We start from the raw sequence: 16,396 nt of genomic DNA on the forward strand, positions 1-16,396 counted from the left end.
CGGGCGCCCGCCGGCCGCCGCGGGCGGTCAGCCGCAGTCGCGGGCCGTCTCCGCCCCGTCGCCGCGGCCGGGGGCCTCGCCTGTCGGGGACCGTCCGGCGCCGTCGCCGGGCCGCCAGACCGCGAGATGCCAGGAGGTCCGCCGCACGAGGCCGTCGAACAGGCGGAACAGGTAGGGGAGGAAGAGGAACATCATCACGCCCGAGATGAGGGCGCCGCGGAAGATGAGGGTGCCGAGCTGGGAGATGATCCCGTTGGTGGAGATGAGGCGGATCATGAGGCCGGCGAGCACCAGGATCGAGGCGCTCGTCGCGATGGGCACGCCCGCGGAGGCGACGGCGTCGCGCGAGGCGTCGGCGGGGCCCTCGTGCCGGCGCCGGTCGAAGTACTCGCGCGCCAGGACGATGGCGTAGTCCACGGCGGCGCCGGTCTGCACGGAGTCGATGACCAGGTAGCCGATATAGGACAGGGAGCTTCCGGCGAAGTAGGGCACGGCGAGGTTGATCCAGATGGACACCTCGATGGCGGCGAGGATCAGCACGGGGATCGACAGGCTGCGGAACATGATGGCGAGCACGATGCCGATGGAGGCCACGGTGAAGAACTTCACCGGTGCGGAATCCTGGTGCACGGTGTCCCTGAGGTCGTAGATCGAAACGGCGTTGCCCGCGAGCAGGTAGTCGTCGCCGTAGCGCCCCGCCGCGGCATCGCGCACCCGCTCGACGAGCGCGAAGGCCGCCTCGCCCTCGCCCTCGACGTCGGTGGTGAGCACGATGCGCGACCAGCCCCCCGAGATCACCTGGTCGAGCTGGTCTGCGGGCACCACCTCGACGGGCATGGCGGCGCCCGCCACGGTGACGTAGGAGGTCGCCCCGTCGATCCCGTCGATCGCCTCGAGGTCCCGGACGAGCGCCTGCTCCTGGGCCCAGCGGCCCTCGGGGACCATGACGACCCAGGTCTCGGCGGCGCCGAACGCCTCGCGCACGCTCGCGTCCTCGCGGCCGGCCTCGCTGTCGGCGGGGACCGCGTCGCCGGGCCCGTACAGGAAGTCCGTGCGCCCCTCGCCCAGGTAGCAGGGGATGGCGATGAGCGCGATCGCGAGCGCGACGGGCGCGGCGACGCGCTGGATGCCGCGGGCGAACCCGTCGAGCGACGGCACGAGGTAGGGGTGCTCGAAGCGGTCGAGGACGGGCAGGCACAGCAGGATGAGGCAGGGCATGAGGAAGATCACCGACAGGAAGCTGAAGACGATGCCCTTCGCGAGCACGATGCCCAGGTTGACGCCGATCCCGAAGCGCATGACGGTGAGGGCCAAAAAGCCGAAGAAGGTGACCGAGGCGCTCGACAGCTCGATGGTGAAGCTGCGCTGCATGCAGTGGGCCATGGCCTCCACGGGGTCGTCGAACGTGAGCTGCATGGAGCGGAAGCGGTGCAGGAACACGATCGCGTAATCCATGGACACGGCGAGCTGCAGCACCGCGCCGCAGATCTGGCTCACGAACGAGATCTCGCCCATGAAGATGTTCGACCCCATGTTGAGCACGATGGCCACGCCGATGGGGATGAGGAACACGACCGGCTCGAACCAGGAGTGGGACGTGACGAGCAGGATGGCGACCACGATCGCCACGGCCGCGGCGAGGATGAGCCTCACCTCGCTCGACGCCGACTGCTGCATGGCGACGGTGCTCACCAGGCTGCCCGACAGCGCGGGGTCGGCGCCTGCGTCGCGCGCCGCGGCGCGCACGCGCGCGACGTTGTCCTGGCCGTCGCGCTCGTCCACCACCAGCTGGAAGAGGAACCCGTCGTCGGTCTTCCACGCCTGGACCGCGGAGGCGTCCGCGACCTCGAGCGGCTCTTTCACGTCGACCTGCGTGCCGAGCCACATCACCTCGTCCACGCCCTCCGTCCGGGAGAGCGCGTCGGCCAGGCCGTCTGCGGCGGCGAGGTCGATGCCGCGGGCGTACAGCCGCACGTTGGGGACGCCCGCGCCGAAGGTCTCCTCCATCTGGTCGAGCGCCCGCGTGGACGGCGTGTCCTGCGGCAGGTAGTCGGTCATGCTGTAGTTGACCGCCACGCGGGGCACGCACAGGGCGGCGGCGACGGTGGCGATCGCGAACGCGCAGATGACCGCGGTCCGATGGGCGAGCAGCGCGCGGCTGAACCTGAGCGCCGCGGGCCCGTTCCCGTTTTGGTTTCCCATAGTTTCACCTCACTTGTTCGTTTATCGACAAGTGTTGTGTTTGAGGTATGATTACGCAATCACCAATGGACCGCCCCCTCGTCGGATACCCGACATCTGCGGCCCCGTGCGTCGCGTACCCGTCGCTCGGGCGCCGGATTGGCGGGCGGTCCCATGCAGCCTTTGTGCAGAAGGGGAGGAGACGGTATGCAGCGGGGGTTCGAGACGCCGGCGTGGTGGCACAGCCCGGCGATGGACAGGCTCGACCGCAGGACGCGCCGGACGCGCGAGGCGCTCTACGCCGCGCTCGCGACGCTGCTGCGGGACCGGCCCTTAAGCAGCGTGACCGTCACGGAGCTCACGCGGATGGCGGACGTGAACCGCTCGACGTTCTACGCGCACTTCCAGGACGTCTACGACATGTTCGACGCCATGCGCGCCGAATTCAGGATGACGCTCGCCAACGTCGCCTCCGAGCAGGCGGGGGACCTCATGACCTCGGGCGCCCGCGGCTTTCTGCGCTCGGTGTACGAGTACTTCCGCGACAACCGGGAGGTCTTCACGCTCGTGTTCGGGCAGGGGTCCAACGAGGCCTTCTTCGGCGACGCGGTGGCGGTGGTGCGCTCCTGCTGCCTGGACGCCTGGTCGGAGCAAGCCGGGCGGGGCGACGCGGACACCGGGGAGCGCAAGCGGATCTTGGAGTACCGGATCGAGTTCGCGGCGCGCGGCGCGGTCGGCATGGCGCGCGCTTGGATCGAGGGCGGATGCGCGGAGGACGTCGAGTGGATGGTCGAGCAGACCGACGCGCTGATCGCCGCCGTGCGGGACGCCGGATAGCCCGGCCGGGGCCGCGACCGCGGCGCTCCCCTCCGCTCGCGGCTGCTGTGAGAGCATTCGAGGAAAAATTATTATCATTTCTGTCCCGTGCCTTGCACCCCCTGGTCGGCTGAGCTAGCATCGGGGCCACGCGCAAGCGTCGGGGCCGTTCGTGCCTCCGGGCCCCGCAGCCGACGGGCGCCGGGGTCCCGTATGCCTCCGGACCCCGGCGCCCGTCGCGGCATCGTCCGGTATCCCGTCTATCGCAAAGGAGCAAGCATGGACAAGAACGTCATCGCATCCGATAAGGCCCCTGCCGCCCTCGGTCCCTATTCCGCCGGCATCAAGACGGGCGACCTGGTGTTCCTGTCCGGGCAGCTGGGCATCGACCCCGCCACGGGCACGCTGGCCGAGGGCGTCGAGGCGCAGGCCGCCCAGTCCCTCGCCAACGTCGAGGCGCTGCTCGCCGAGGCGGGCGCGACCTTCGACAACGTGGTCAAGACCACGGTCTTTTTGGCCGACATCGCCGACTTCGCGAAGGTGAACGAGGTGTACGCCTCCAAGTTCACCGAGCCGTTCCCCGCGCGCAGCGCGGTGCAGGTGGGCGCCCTGCCCGCCGGCGGCCTGGTCGAGATCGAGGTCATCGCATCCGTCTAGCGCCCCGCGCGGCGGAACCGATCCGGTAGCGAAAGCCCGGTGCCCTCCTCAGGGGGCACCGGGCTTCGTCGTTCCAGGGGCCGGACGGGGCCGGATGGGGGCCGCCGCGCGCCGCAGGGCCGTGAGGGGCGCTACTCCCTGCGCACCTTCTGCAGATAGCGGTAGACGCTCGGCTCGGAGATCCCCATGGTCTCCGCGCAGCTCGCCACGGCGCCCTTGAGCAGGAACATGCCGTTGGCGTTGAGCGTGCGGATGATGTCGATGCGCTCCGCCTGCCCGAGCTCCGCGAGGACGAGCCCCCGCTGCTCGACCAGATCCTCGATGTTGCGGGCGATGAGGTCCGCCGTGGAATCGGTCAGGCTCTCGACCTCGTGGGCCGCGATGACCGAGGGGAGGGCGGCGGGCAGCTCGGGGCCCTCAGCGCGCGGGGCGCCCGCCGCGGGGGCCCGGTCGTCGCCCGCCTTGGGGTCGGCGGGGAGCCTTCCGTAGGTCTCAACGATCTTGCGGACCACGTCGTCGAGCCGGTTGATGAGCGAGACGTCGCTGTTGATGCACATCATGCCGACGCAGCGCCCCTCCTCCCGGATGATGAACGAGGCGGATCGCAGGGTCTTGTCGCCCGCGCTGCGGGTGGTGTAGCCGGCGATGAAGGGGCGGTCGGCGTAGGCGCCGTTCATGATCTTCACGGCGAGGTCGGTCGCCGGCGCGCCGAGGGAGCGCCCTGACACCTGGCCGTTGCGTATGTCCACGACGGAGTGATCGGGGTCGGAGAAGTCGTGCAGGACGATCTCGTTGTTCGCCCCCAGGACCGCCTCGAGGAAGTCGACCAAGGGGATGAAGCTCTCGACGGTGGGGTTCACGGTTCCTCCCTGCAGCTCTACCGGGTCTTCGACGCAGCGATAACATTTTCTCATTACTGCGCCGTCTCGATTATAGCCATACCTCCGCCGCCGTCTCCCGGCGGCTCCCGCCGTCCGTCGGATCGGCCCGTTGCGGGCGGTCGAAATCGGCCGGTGAACGGTTTTTCTTTCCGAACCCCTCGCGCGGTTGTTCTACGCTGGACGTGCTACCTGCGAAAACGCCAAGGAGTTTCCCATGTCGTACACCGTGCTAAAAAATTATTATTGAATACGATAATTTTCTATCTTAGGATTTACCCAACGGGAATGCTGCCGGAGGCATGTGCCGGCAGCCGGAAGAAAGCTGTGGTAGATATGGCAAGAAGCTCCTCGGCCCCCTCGCACGACGCCCTGTTCACGCGCGAGGGCATGCCCCCGATCAAGGACATGCTGCCCTGCAGCCTCCAGCACGTGCTGGCGTCCTTCGCGGGCATCATCACCCCGGCGATCATCATCGCGTCGGTCTATAACTGGGACGCCCAGGCGCGCACCGACATCATCCAGGTCGCCCTCATCCTGTCCGCCATCGACACCGCGCTGCAGGCCTTCGCGCCGTTCCGCCGCATCGGCGGCGGCCTGCCCATCGTGATGGGCGTCTCCTTCGCCTTCCTGCCTGCCCTGCAGGCCATGGGCGCGGACTTCTCGTTCGGGTCCCTGCTCGGCGGCGAGATCGTCGGCGGCGCCGCGGCGATCCTGTTCGGCCTGTTCTACAGCAAGCTGAAGAACCTCTTCCCGCCGGTCGTGACCGGTACGGTGATTTTCACCATCGGCGTGTCGCTGTACCCGACCGCCGTCAAGTACATGGCGGGCGGCGAGGGCACCCCCATCTGGGGAACCCCGGCGAGCTGGATCGTGGCGCTCATCACCTTCGCGGTGGTGTTCTTCCTGTCCAACTTCACCAAGGGCACGCTCAAGCTCGGCAGCGTCTTCTTCGGCATGGTCGTGGGCATCCTGGTGTCGGCGCCGTTCGGCATGCTCGACTTCTCGAGCGTGGGCACCGCGGGCGTCTTCGCCCTGCCCAAGCTCATGCCCTACGCCCTCGAGTTCCATCCCGAGGTATGCATCACCCTGGCGGTGGTCTACCCCATGGTGGCGATCCAGGTCATCGGCGACGTGTCCGCCGCGTGCCTGGGCTCCATCGACCGCATGCCCGAGGAGCGCGAGCTCTCCGGCGCCATCGTCTCCCAGGGCATCACGAGCATCATCTCCGCCTTCCTGGGCGGCCTGCCCACGAGCGCCCTCGGCCAGAACGTGGGCATCATCTCGTCCAACAAGGTCATCAACAAGTGGGTCTTCGTCCTGGTCGCCGCGGTGTTCGCCCTCGCGGGCCTGTTCCCCCAGCTCTCCGCCCTGCTCACCGCCATCCCGCAGCCGGTGATCGGCGGGGCGACCGTGGGCGTGTTCGGCACCATCACCATGAACGGCATCCGCATGTTCACCAAGGAGGGCCTGACCCAGCGCACCGCGACCATCGTGGGCACCTCGGTCGTGTTCGGCCTCGGCATCTGGATGGCCTCCGGATGCCTGGCGGGCGAGGGGATGCCGAGCTGGATCTCCACGGTCATCGGCTCCAACGCCATCACCCCCTGCGCCATCATGGCCATCATCCTGAACCTGATCCTTCCGCCCACCCCGCCGGTCGACCGTCACGTCGACGCCGCGAAGGAGGCGGCGGTGGCCATGGTCCTGCCTGACCACAAGAAGTAGCGACCTGCCGTCCGCCGGGCGGCGAGCGCGGCCCGGCGGACGGCGCGTGACGCGGCGGCGGGACCGCCGCGGATGCGCCCCGTTCGGGGCGCGAACGGCGTACGGCGGGGGAGGTGCCCGTCAGCCGGGAGGGATCCGGCGCGCCGCCGACAACAGTCCGAGGTGCTAAACCCCGCCTTAGACGACGAAGGGAGAACCCATGCTGATCGTTGGTAACGGGTCCGTCGTCACGCGTGACGAGGCGCGTCCGTATCTGGAGCGCGGGGCGGTGCTCATCGACGGCGACGCGATCGCCGCGGTGGGCGACGAGGACGAGCTCAAGCGCCTGAACCCGGACGCCGAGTACATCGACGCCCACGGCGGCGTCATCATGCCCGGGCTCGTGAACTGCCACACCCACATCTACTCCGGTCTCGCCCGCGGCCTGGCCATCAAGGGCTGCAACCCCACCAACTTCCTCGAGAACCTCGAGCAGCAGTGGTGGAAGATCGACGACAACCTCACGCTCGACGGCACGCGCGCCTCGGCCTACGCCACGGTGCTCGAGAGCCTGCGCGACGGCGTGACCACGATCTTCGACCACCATGCGAGCTTCTGCGAGATCCCCGGCTCGCTGTTCGCCATCAAGGACGTCTGCGAGGAGACGGGCATCCGCGCGTGCCTGTGCTACGAGACCTCCGACCGCCGCGGCGAGGCCAAGCGCGACCAGTCCATCGCCGAGAACGCCGAGTTCGCGCAGTGGGCTGCCAAGGCCCAGGCCGAGGGCGACTCCATGATCGCCGCCATGTTCGGCGGCCACGCCACCTTCACCCTGTCCGACGAGACGATGGACAAGATGGCCGAGGCCAACGACGGCCTGACCGGCTTCCATATCCACGTGTGCGAGGGCATGAACGACGTCTGGGACAGCCGCCTGAACCGCGGCGGCATCTCGCCGATCGAGCGCCTGCTGCAGCACGACCTGCTGGGCCCGCGCACCATGCTCGGCCACTGCATCCACGTCACGCCCGCCGAGATGGACATCATCAAGGAGACCGGCACCCATATCGTCAACAACCCCGAGTCCAACATGGGCAACGCCGTGGGCTGCGCGCCGGTGCTCGAGTTCTTCCGCCGCGGCATCCCCGTGCACATGGGCACGGACGCCTACACGCACGACATGCTCGAGAGCCTGAAGGTCTTCCTCGTCATCCAGCGCCACAACGCCGCCATGCCCAACGTGGGCTGGGGCGAGGCCATGACGATGCTCTTCCAGAACAACCCTGCCATGGCGAGCGAGTACTTCGGCCGCACGATCGGCGTGCTGGCGCCCGGCGCCGCCGCCGACGTGATCGTGATGGACTACAACAAGTTCACGCCGTTCTCCGAGGAGAACGTCGACGGCCACATGCTGTTCGGCATGATGGGCAAGAACTGCCGCACCACGATCGTCAACGGCCGCGTCCTCTATCGCGACCGCGAGTTCGTCGCCTTCGACGAGGAGCGCATCAACGCCTGGACCATGGAGCAGTCCAAGAAGCTCTGGGGCGCGCTCAACGACCGCGTCTACTAGGCGCCGATCGGGTGCCGCAAAAGGGGTTGGATGGAACCCGTCCCCATCCAACCCGTTGAAGTGAGGAAGGGGTTGGATGGAACCCGTCCCCATCCAACCAATATAAGAGGGGATATGACAATGAGCGACATCATGAGGCCCATTCCGTTCTCGAAGCTGATGAACTGGGTGATGACCGAGCACGACGAGTCCGGTTCGATCTTCGGCGTCCGCAAGATGGTGACCGCCGACAAGGAGGGCGCGCTCCCCATCTTCGATGAGAGGATCGAGACGCCCTTCGGCCCGGCCGCCGGCCCCAACACGCAGCTCGCGCAGAACATCATCGCCGCCTACGTGGCCGGCTCGCGCTTCTTCGAGCTGAAGACCGTGCAGATCATGGACGGCGAGGAGCTGTCCGCCTGCGTGAACAAGCCCTGCATCACCGCGGCCGACGAGTGCTACAACTGCGAGTGGTCCACCGAGCTCGAGGTGCCGCAGGCCTATGCCGAGTACGTCAAGGCGTGGTTCGCCTGCCACCTGATCGCACGCGAGTACGGCCTGGGCTCGCCCGACGGCTTCGTGTTCAACATGAGCGTCGGCTACGACCTCGAGGGCATCAAGAGCCCCAAGGTCGACGCCTACATCGAGGGCATGAAGGATGCGAGCGGCTCCGAGGTCTGGGCCGAGTGCCGCGCGTGGGCGCTCGCCAACCTCGACCGCTTCCAGAACGTCGACGCCGACTTCGTCGAATCCATCCCGGCGCGGGTCTCGAACTCCATCACCGAGTCCACCCTGCACGGCTGCCCGCCCGACGAGATCGAGCGCATCGCGACCTATCTCATCACCGAGAAGAACCTGAACACCTACATCAAGTGCAACCCGACGCTGCTGGGCTACGACTTCGCCCGCGCGCGCCTCGACGAGCTCGGATTCGACTACATCGCCTTCGATGACAGGCACTTCCTCGAGGACCTGCAGTGGGCCGACGCCGTCCCGATGTTCGAGCGCCTGATCGAGCTCACCTCCGAGCGCGGCCTGGACTTCGGCGTCAAGCTCACGAACACCTTCCCGGTGGATGTCACCCGCGGCGAGCTGCCGAGCGACGAGATGTACATGAGCGGCCGCACGCTGTTCTCGCTCACCATCGAGCTCGCGCGCCGCATCACCGAGCAGTTCGACGGTCGCCTGCGCATCTCCTACTCCGGCGGCGCCACCATCTACAACATCCGCTCGCTGTACGACGCGGGCATCTGGCCGATCACCCTGGCGACCGATGTGCTCAAGCCCGGCGGCTACGAGCGCATGAGCCAGATCGCCGGCGAGTTCGCCGATCTTGACGGCAAGCCGTTCTCCGGCGTCTCCCTCGAGGCCGTGACCAAGATCCAGGCGGACTCGCTCGTGAACCCGCTGTACCGCAACCCGCTGCGCAAGCTGCCCTCCGCCAAGGTCCCCGGCGGCGTGCCGCTCATGGACTGCTTCACCGCCCCCTGCCGCACCGGCTGCCCGATCTCCCAGGACATCCCGGCCTACCTGGCCGCCGTGGAGGAGGGGCGCTTCGAGGACGCGCTCTCCATCATCATCGAGCGCAACGCGCTGCCGCACATCACCGGCACCATCTGCCCGCATCCGTGCGGCAAGGGCTGCGAGCGCGCCTTCTACGAGCCCGAGGGCGCCCAGATCCGCGCGAGCAAGCTGCGCGCCGCGCGCGAGGCGTTCGCGACCGTGCTGCCCAAGCTGCAGGCCCAGGCGGGCGAGGTGGCTTCCGACAAGAAGGTCGCCGTCGTGGGCGGCGGCCCCGCCGGCCTGGCCGCGGCGTTCTTCCTCTCGCGCGCCGGCGTGCCCGTCACCATCTTCGAGGCCAAGGACTCCCTGGGCGGCATCGTGCGCCATGTGATCCCCGAGTTCCGCATCGCGAGCGCCGACATCGACGCCGACGTCGAGCTCTGCCGCGCCTTCGGCGTCGAGGTCGAGCTGAACGCCCGCGTCGAGTCCGTCGACGCGCTCAAGGCCGCCGGCTACACCGACGTCGTCGTGGCGACCGGTGCCTGGCTGCCCGGTTCCGCCGGTCTGGCGGAGGGCGATGAGATGGACGTCCTCGAGTTCCTCGAGGCCGCCAAGAAGGCCCCCGAGACCCTGAGCCTCGGCGCGGACGTCGTGGTCGTCGGCGCCGGCAACACCGCCATGGACGCCGCCCGCGCCGCCAAGCGGATCCCCGGCGTCGAGAACGTGCGCCTGGTGTACCGCCGCACGAAGGCCCAGATGCCCGCCGACGAGGAGGAGCTCGACCTCGCGCTCGCCGACGGCGTCGAGTTCATGGAGCTGCTCGCCCCGGCGTCGCTCGTCGACGGCCAGCTCACCTGCAACGTCATGAAGCTCGGTGAGCCGGACGCCTCCGGCCGCCGCGCGCCCGAGCCGACGGGCGAGACCGTGACCGTGCCCGCCACCACCGTGATCTGCGCGGTGGGCGAGCGCATCGACGCCTCGCTCTACGAGGGTGCCGGCGTCGAGGTCGACCGCCGCGGCCGTCCCGCCGGCGTCGCCACCGGCGTCGAGGGCGTGTGGGCCGCGGGCGACTGCCGCCGCGGTCCCGCGACGGTCGTCGAGGCCATCGCGGACGCCGCCGAGGTCGCGCGCGCCATCGCGGGCGTCGACTTCAACCGCTATGCGGACGCCAACGAGCAGCTCGACGTCGACGCGGCCGTCGCCAAGAAGGGCAGCCTCTGCCGCGACACGGCGAACTGCACGCACACCCGCTGCCTGGGCTGCGCCGCGGTCTGCGAGGTCTGCTGCGACGTGTGCCCCAACCGCGCCAACGTCGCCATCGAGGTGCCGGGCCTGGCCAAGCACCAGGTCGTGCACGTCGACGGCATGTGCAACGAGTGCGGCAACTGCGCCGTGTTCTGCCCGTACGAGACCGGCCGCCCCTACAAGGACAAGCTCACGCTGTTCTGGAGCGGCGACGACATGCTCGCCTCCGAGAACGACGGCTTCATGCGTCTTGCCGACGGGAAGTTCTCCGTGCGCCTGGGCGGCGAGATCCGCGTCGCGGACGTGGACGACGCCGGCTGCGGTGTGCCCGAGGACGTGCGCCGCACCATCGCCGCGGTGCGCGACTCCTACGGCTACCTGTTCGTATAGCGAGCGCGGGGCGGCCCCGCGTACGGCGGGGCCGCCCTCTCCCTGCCACCGGGGACGGGTACGGATGGCAGGCGGCGGGAACGGCACCCGCCGGACGGTCCCCGCCCTGCCATCCGCGCCCGTCCCCGATGGCAGGACTGCGAAGGAAAGGGAGGGGAGGGTCCCATGACCGAGACCACCCATCAGATCACCGTCGATGCGCAGGGGTGCATCGGCTGCGGCATGTGCGCCCGCGTCTGCCCCTGCGGCGCCATGCAGGTGGTCGACAAGCAGGCGGTCATCGACTACACGCGCTGCATCAGCTGCGGCATGTGCGCGACCAAGTGCCCCAAGCATGTGATCCGCGACGCGTTCGGCATCTTCGCCGCCGCGCCCGCGCTGTAGGAAGGAGCGTGAACCATGGCCAAGCAACCGGTGAGCTACACCTTCACCGTCAACGGCGTCGAGCGCACGGTGGGCGAGAAGAAGCCCCTGCTGCGCTACCTGCGCGACGACCTGCATATCCACTCCGCGAAGGACGGCTGCTCCGAGGGCGCCTGCGGCACCTGCACGGTGCTCGTGGACGACCGCGCCGTGAAGGCCTGCGTGCTCACGACCGAGCTCGCCGCCGGTCGCGACATCGTGACCGTGGAGGGCCTGCCCGCGCGCGAGCAGGAGGCGTTCGTCTACGCGTTCGGAGCCGTGGGCGCCGTCCAGTGCGGCTTCTGCATCCCCGGCATGGTGATGGCGGGCGCCGGCCTCGTCCATCACGTGCCCGATCCCACCGAGGATCAGATCAAGGAGGCCATCAAGGGCAACGTGTGCCGCTGCACCGGCTACAAGAAGATCATCGAGGGCATCGCCCTCGCCGCCGCCATCCTGCGCGGCGACGCCGAGATCGATCCCGAGCTGGAGCGCGGCGACAGGTACGGCGTGGGCGAGCGCGCCTTCCGCGTGGACGTGCGCCGCAAGGTGCTCGGCTACGGCAAGTACCCCGACGATATCGACGAGACCGATTTCCCCGACCTCGCCTATGCGAGCGCGGTGCGCTCCAAGTACCCGCGCGCCCGCGTGGTCAAGATCGATGCGGACAGGGCCCGCGCCCTGCCCGGCGTGCTCGCGGTCCTCACGGCGGCCGACGTTCCCGTGAACGCGGTCGGCCACCTCATCTACGACTGGGACGTCATGATCGCCGAGGGCGACATCACGCGCTGCGTGGGCGACGCCATCGCGCTCGTGGTCGCCGAGGACATGGCAACCTGCGAGCGGGCCAAGAAGCTCGTCAAGATCACCTACGAGGAGCTCGATCCGGTGCGCAGCATCGACGAGGCCCGCGCCGAGGGCACCCCGAGGCTGCACGACAGGTTCCTCGCGTTCGGAAACTGGGTCGAGCTCGAGAACAACATCTGCCAGCAGCGCCACGTGGTGCGCGGCGACGCGGCGACCGCGCTGGCGGGTGCCGCCCACAAGGTGACGCGCACGTTCAGCACGCCGTTCACCGAGCACGCGTTCCTGGAGCCCGAGTGCGCCGTGGCCTTCCCCTACAAGGGCGGCGTCAAGGTGTGCTCGACCGACCAGGGCGCCTACGACTCCCGCAAGGAGATCGCCCACATGTTCGGCTGGGATGCCACGCCCGAGCGCGTGGTCGTGGAGACCATGCTCGTCGGCGGCGGCTTCGGCGGCAAGGAGGACGTGTCCGTCCAGCATCTGGCGGCGCTCGCCGCCATGGCCGTCGACCGCCCGGTCAAGTGCCGCATGACGCGCCAGGAGTCCATCAACTTCCATCCCAAGCGCCACGCCATGGAGGGCACGTTCACGCTCGGCTGCGACGAGGACGGCATCTTCGTCGGCCTCGACTGCGAGATCAACTTCGACACCGGCGCGTACACGTCGCTGTGCGGCCCGGTGCTCGAGCGCGCCTGCACGCACTCGGTCGGCCCGTACCGCTACCAGAACACCGACATCCGCGGATACGGCTGGTACACGAACAACCCGCCGGCCGGCGCGTTCCGCGGCTTCGGCGTGTGCCAGAGCGAGTTCGCGCTCGAGATGCTCATCAACCTGCTGGCCGAGGAGGTCGGCATCAGCCCGTGGGAGATCCGCTACCGCAACGCCATCGAGCCGGGCGAGGTGCTTCCCAACGGCCAGATCGCGGACTGCTCCACGGCGCTCAAGGAGACCCTGCTCGCCGTGAAGGACGTCTTCGACGCCCATCCGGGCCATGCCGGCATCGCCTGCGCCATGAAGAACGCCGGCGTGGGCGTCGGCCTGCCCGATGCGGGCCGCTGCAAGATCCGCGTGGAGGAGGGGCGCGCCGTGGTGTACTCGGCGACCTCCGACATCGGCCAGGGCTGCAACACCGTCTTCCTGCAGGACGTCGCCGAGGCGACGGGGCTGCCGCTGTCCTGCATCGCCAACGGCGAGTGCTCGACCGAGAACGCGCCGGACTCCGGTACGACCTCCGGTTCGCGCCAGACGCTGATCACCGGCGAGGCCGTGCGCGGCGCCGCCTTCCTGCTGCGCGACGCCATGCTCGCCGCCGAGGCGGGCGACGAGGTGCCGACTGAGCCCGTGGTCGCCCACGGCGACGGCTTCATCGTGGAGTACGCGGACGGCACGCCCTACCAGGGCCCCGGCTCCGCGGTGCACCCCGCGGACCCGACCACCTCGCTGGCCGAGCTCGAGGGACGCGAGTTCTCCTACGAGTACCTCGAGAAGACCGACAAGCTGGGCGCCGACGTGCCCAACCCCAAGAGCCATGTGGCATACGGCTACGCCACGCACGTCGTCATCCTCGACGACGAGGGCCGCGTGACCGAGGTCCACGCCGCGCATGACTCGGGCAAGGTCGTGAACCCCATCGCCATCCAGGGACAGATCGAGGGCGGCGTGCTCATGGGCATGGGCTACGCGCTTACCGAGGACTTCCCGCTGAAAGACGGCGTCCCCCAGGCGAAGTTCGGCACGCTCGGGCTGTTCCGCTCCACGGACATCCCCTATATCGACGCGATCTACGTCGAGAAGGACGAGCTTCTGCCCGTCGGCTACGGGGCCAAGGGCATCGGCGAGATCGCCACGATCCCCACGGCGCCCGCCGTCGCCGGCGCGTACTACGCGCTCGACGGCACGTTCCGCACCAAGCTGCCGCTCGAGGGGACCTTCTACAGCCGGTAGCCCTCCGGGCCCCGCCCGGGGCCGATGCGCGTGCGGACGGGAGCGGTTCCGGATGCCGTGCGCGGGGGAGGGGCAGGCCTGCGACATCGAGGCGCCCGCCGGGGACGGTCCCGGCGGGCGCCTTCGCGTCCGGCGACAGGGGCGGGCCGCGTCCCGCGCTGCGCCCGTCCCCCGCGGCCGGACGGGGCCGCGACCGGTCCGGCCCGCCGATTCGCTATCATGGTGCCAGCGATCGGGAGGGAGGCCCGCCATGCCGTTTTCCATCGTGCGCGACGACATCGCCCGCGTCGAGGCGGATGTGCTCGTGAACGCCGCTAACGAGCGCCTCGCGCCCGGAGGGGGCGTGTGCGGGGCGCTGTTCGCCGGGGCGGGGTACGACCGCATGGCCGAGGCCTGCGCGCGCATCGGCGGCTGCCCGACCGGGCGCGCGGTCGTCACCCCCGGGTTCGATCTGCCGTGCCGCTGGGTCGTCCACGCGGTGGGGCCCGTGTGGCGCGGCGGCTCCCATGGCGAGCGCGACGCCCTGCGCAGCTGCTACCGCAGCGTGTTCGCCGAGGTCGAGCGGCTCGGGGCGCGGTCGGTGGCGTTCCCGCTGATCTCCGCGGGGATCTACGGGTACCCGCCTGCGGAGGCGCTCGCGGTGGCGCGGGAGGAGACGGCCGCCTTCCTGGAGCGCGCGGAGGACGTGCAGGCGACGCTCGTGGTCTTCAGCCGCGATGTCATACGCGCCGGGGCGGGCCTGCTCGACGGCCTGCGCGCCTTCATCGACGACGCCTACGTGGAGGCGAGCCCCTTCCGCCGCCGGACCCCGCAGGAGGGGGCGGTCCTCCTCTCGGATTCGCAGATGCCCCCGCTCCCCGCTCCCGGGATGCCTGCCCCGGACCTCCTGGCGCCTGCCCCGGCCGCGTCCGCGGAGCCTCCCGCACCGGCGGCCGCGGCCCCCATGGCGTCGATGTCGGCCCCGCGCGACCTGTCGGACCTGCTCGACCATCTGGACGAGTCCTTCTCGACGACGCTGCTCGCCCTCATCGACGCCCGCGGCCTCACCGACGCGCAGGTCTACAAGCGCGCCAACATCAGCCGCCAGCTGTTCTCCAAGATCCGGTCGAACCCCGCGTACCGGCCCACCAAGCCCACGGCCGTCGCCCTCGGCGTGGCCCTCGGCCTCACCCTGGACGAGCTGCGCGACCTGCTCGCCCGCGCCGGCTTCGCCCTGTCGCGCAGCAGCAGGTTCGACGTGATCGTCGAGTTCTACGTGGCCCGCGGGGTCTACGACATCTTCCGCATCAACGAGGCCCTGTTCGCCTACGACGAGCAGCTGCTGGGCTCCATCTGAGGCCCCCGCGCCCCCGTCTCATGACAGATGGGTCAGGTGTGACGGCTCCCGCTGCCATCCGCGCCCCCGTCTCATGACAGATGGGTCAGCCCCGCCGCCCCCGCCGCCGCGAGGGGGCGGATGTCCCCTGGCGGTTTACCTTCCGCCGCTCCTGCCCCGGTAGCCTTCAGGGTGTCAGAAGGATCCGACACCGAGGAGGAGACCATGAAGCGGATCGAGTTCAAAAACGGGACGAAGACGACGGGGAGCGGGCGCGCGGACGAGGGGAGGCGCACTGCGGCGGGCGCCCGCCCGGCAGGCGACGGCGCCCCCGAGCAGGCGAGGCCGCAGGAGGACTTCCGGACCGAGATCGTCTTCATCCTCGACGCGAGCGGCTCCATGGGAGGGCTCGAGGACGATACCGTCGGCGGCTTCAACAGCATGCTCGACGAGAACCGGGACGAGCCGGGCGAGGCGGTGGTCTCCACCATCCTGTTCAGCGACGGGAGCCGCGTGCTGCACGACCGCATCGACATCCGCGAGGTGCCCGCGCTCACGCGCGCCCAGTACCGCTGCCGCGGGTGCACCGCGCTGCTGGATGCGGTGGGTGGGGCCATCGAGCACACGGACCTCGTGCAGCGCGTCCAGCCGGAGGGCTACCGCGCCGACCGCGTGCTGTTCGCGATCACGACCGACGGCATGGAGAACGCGAGCCGGCGCTACACCTACGACCGGGTGAGGCGCCTGATCGAGTCGCATCGCGAGCAGGGATGGGAGTTCCTGTTCATCGGCGCGAACATCGACGCCGCCGCCGAGGCGGGCAGGATCGGCATCCCGCGCGAGAACGCCGCGGACTACCTGGCCGATCGCCGCGGGACCGGGGTCGTCTTCGAGGCGATGTCGCGCGCGGTGTGCGACGTCCGCATGGCGGCCCCGTCGGCCCCGATGCCGACGGCCTGGCGCGCGGGCATCGACGAGGACATGCGGGCCCGCGGCCGC

General features: G+C 69.7%; 11 protein-coding genes. 9 read left to right on the plus strand and 2 right to left on the minus strand.

Annotated elements, in window-relative coordinates; genetic code table 11:
* Window positions 1-27: 27 nt before the first annotated feature.
* Window positions 28-2,202 carry an efflux RND transporter permease subunit gene (locus tag PHA29_RS07380; RefSeq protein WP_270848933.1) on the minus strand — a complete coding sequence of 725 codons (2,175 nt, stop codon included), beginning with the start codon at window positions 2,200-2,202 and terminating at the stop codon, window positions 28-30.
* A gap of 186 nt (window positions 2,203-2,388) precedes the next feature.
* Between PHA29_RS07380 and PHA29_RS07385 the strand changes: the two genes are divergently transcribed.
* Window positions 2,389-3,018 (plus strand): TetR/AcrR family transcriptional regulator, encoded by a 630-nt coding sequence (locus PHA29_RS07385; RefSeq protein ID WP_270848934.1) that lies wholly within the window; start codon window positions 2,389-2,391, stop codon window positions 3,016-3,018.
* A 258-nt stretch (window positions 3,019-3,276) separates the two neighbouring features.
* Entirely contained in the window at window positions 3,277-3,654 is a 378-nt protein-coding gene (locus PHA29_RS07390) for a RidA family protein (protein ID WP_270405387.1), read from the plus strand.
* A 131-nt stretch (window positions 3,655-3,785) separates the two neighbouring features.
* Here the strand turns inward: PHA29_RS07390 and PHA29_RS07395 are convergent, their stop codons facing one another.
* The gene (locus tag PHA29_RS07395) at window positions 3,786-4,514 is read right to left on the minus strand and encodes a helix-turn-helix transcriptional regulator (RefSeq protein WP_270405386.1); all 729 of its coding nucleotides are present in this window, start codon (window positions 4,512-4,514) and stop codon (window positions 3,786-3,788) included.
* Window positions 4,515-4,868: 354 nt separating this feature from the next.
* Here PHA29_RS07395 and PHA29_RS07400 point away from each other — a divergent pair, with 354 nt between their 5' ends.
* The 7 genes from PHA29_RS07400 to PHA29_RS07430 all read left to right on the plus strand — a co-directional run.
* Window positions 4,869-6,260 (plus strand): uracil-xanthine permease family protein, encoded by a 1,392-nt coding sequence (locus PHA29_RS07400; protein ID WP_270848935.1) that lies wholly within the window; start codon window positions 4,869-4,871, stop codon window positions 6,258-6,260.
* 199 nt (window positions 6,261-6,459) lie between these two features.
* Window positions 6,460-7,812: a putative aminohydrolase SsnA gene (gene ssnA, locus PHA29_RS07405; RefSeq protein ID WP_270848936.1), complete on the plus strand. Its 1,353-nt coding sequence runs from the start codon at window positions 6,460-6,462 to the stop codon at window positions 7,810-7,812.
* A gap of 120 nt (window positions 7,813-7,932) precedes the next feature.
* Window positions 7,933-10,929 (plus strand): putative selenate reductase subunit YgfK, encoded by a 2,997-nt coding sequence (gene ygfK, locus PHA29_RS07410; protein ID WP_270848938.1) that lies wholly within the window; start codon window positions 7,933-7,935, stop codon window positions 10,927-10,929.
* A gap of 165 nt (window positions 10,930-11,094) precedes the next feature.
* The gene (locus PHA29_RS07415) at window positions 11,095-11,313 is read left to right on the plus strand and encodes a 4Fe-4S binding protein (RefSeq protein WP_270405382.1); all 219 of its coding nucleotides are present in this window, start codon (window positions 11,095-11,097) and stop codon (window positions 11,311-11,313) included.
* A 15-nt stretch (window positions 11,314-11,328) separates the two neighbouring features.
* The gene (xdh, locus tag PHA29_RS07420) at window positions 11,329-14,082 is read left to right on the plus strand and encodes a selenium-dependent xanthine dehydrogenase (protein ID WP_270848939.1); all 2,754 of its coding nucleotides are present in this window, start codon (window positions 11,329-11,331) and stop codon (window positions 14,080-14,082) included.
* 250 nt (window positions 14,083-14,332) lie between these two features.
* On the plus strand, window positions 14,333-15,418 hold the full coding sequence (locus tag PHA29_RS07425; RefSeq protein WP_270848941.1) for a macro domain-containing protein: 1,086 nt from the start codon (window positions 14,333-14,335) through the stop codon (window positions 15,416-15,418).
* Between the two features lie 204 nt (window positions 15,419-15,622).
* A partial coding sequence (locus PHA29_RS07430; RefSeq protein ID WP_270848943.1) for a vWA domain-containing protein occupies window positions 15,623-16,396 on the plus strand: 774 nt, incomplete at its 3' end.

It is taken from the genome of Candidatus Collinsella stercoripullorum (assembly GCF_027669965.1).
In the GTDB taxonomy this organism is placed as follows: Bacteria; Actinomycetota; Coriobacteriia; order Coriobacteriales; family Coriobacteriaceae; genus Collinsella; species Collinsella stercoripullorum.

Bases quoted from the DNA above. Each gene is read 5' to 3' on its own strand.
- PHA29_RS07380 (WP_270848933.1), bottom strand. From the start codon at position 2,202: ATGGGAAACCAAAACGGGAACGGGCCCGCGGCGCTCAGGTTCAGCCGC.
- ssnA (WP_270848936.1), top strand. From the start codon at position 6,460: ATGCTGATCGTTGGTAACGGGTCCGTCGTCACGCGTGACGAGGCGCGT.
- xdh (WP_270848939.1), top strand. From the start codon at position 11,329: ATGGCCAAGCAACCGGTGAGCTACACCTTCACCGTCAACGGCGTCGAG.
- PHA29_RS07385 (WP_270848934.1), top strand. From the start codon at position 2,389: ATGCAGCGGGGGTTCGAGACGCCGGCGTGGTGGCACAGCCCGGCGATG.
- PHA29_RS07400 (WP_270848935.1), top strand. From the start codon at position 4,869: ATGGCAAGAAGCTCCTCGGCCCCCTCGCACGACGCCCTGTTCACGCGC.
- PHA29_RS07425 (WP_270848941.1), top strand. From the start codon at position 14,333: ATGCCGTTTTCCATCGTGCGCGACGACATCGCCCGCGTCGAGGCGGAT.
- PHA29_RS07415 (WP_270405382.1), top strand. From the start codon at position 11,095: ATGACCGAGACCACCCATCAGATCACCGTCGATGCGCAGGGGTGCATC.
- ygfK (WP_270848938.1), top strand. From the start codon at position 7,933: ATGAGCGACATCATGAGGCCCATTCCGTTCTCGAAGCTGATGAACTGG.
- PHA29_RS07390 (WP_270405387.1), top strand. From the start codon at position 3,277: ATGGACAAGAACGTCATCGCATCCGATAAGGCCCCTGCCGCCCTCGGT.